The organism is Alcanivorax sp. HI0044 (assembly GCF_001634945.1).
Window position 1 is genome coordinate 1 of record NZ_LWEZ01001923.1, and the last position, 574, is coordinate 574.

Consider the following 574-nt stretch of genomic DNA (forward strand, 5'->3'; position numbering starts at 1 on the left):
TCGGATAGAAACGGTATTCCCCCCGGTCGTTGGCGGATAAATGCGCCTGCAGGTGGCGAATGCCTGCTTCCGGGACGGAATGGTCCTTGCCACCGTACAGCAGCAGTGTGTCGGGATGTTCAGGTTGTTGGCCGAATCGCTGGCGCTGTCCGCCAGCTTGATCAGCCCCCAGTACGCGTCCATCCGAACCTCACGCATAACGCGCGGATCCTCGGCCAGGCGTTGAGCGCTGGTTGGGGCGAGGGTGGGATCATCGGCGTTGCGTTCAACGGTGAGGCGGTAACCCGGCGCCAGGGTAGCAGCGGTGGCGATGGCGGCGTTCCAGCCATAACGAAAACGAATCCCTTCGCGCACCGCGGGCCCGGCCAGCATCAACCCGGCGACCTTGTCCGGTTCCTGCTGGGCGGCCAGTATGGCCACGGCGCCACCCAGGCTTTCGCCGAGCACAAACAGGGGTGCGGCATGGGTCTGGTGCAGGCGCCGGATCTGCGTCGCCGCATCATCGACCAGTTGCTGCTCACCAGCCCAGCGGCCTTGCACCAGCCGGTCGCCAAAGCCGGCCTGATCGTAGGCC

Annotated in this window: 1 protein-coding gene; it reads right to left on the reverse strand. The window is 65.7% G+C overall.

The genetic code is table 11. The annotated features are described in order from the left end of the window. Positions 1–574: alpha/beta fold hydrolase (locus tag A3730_RS28605; protein WP_231884083.1), on the reverse strand; the 574-nt coding region annotated here is incomplete at both ends.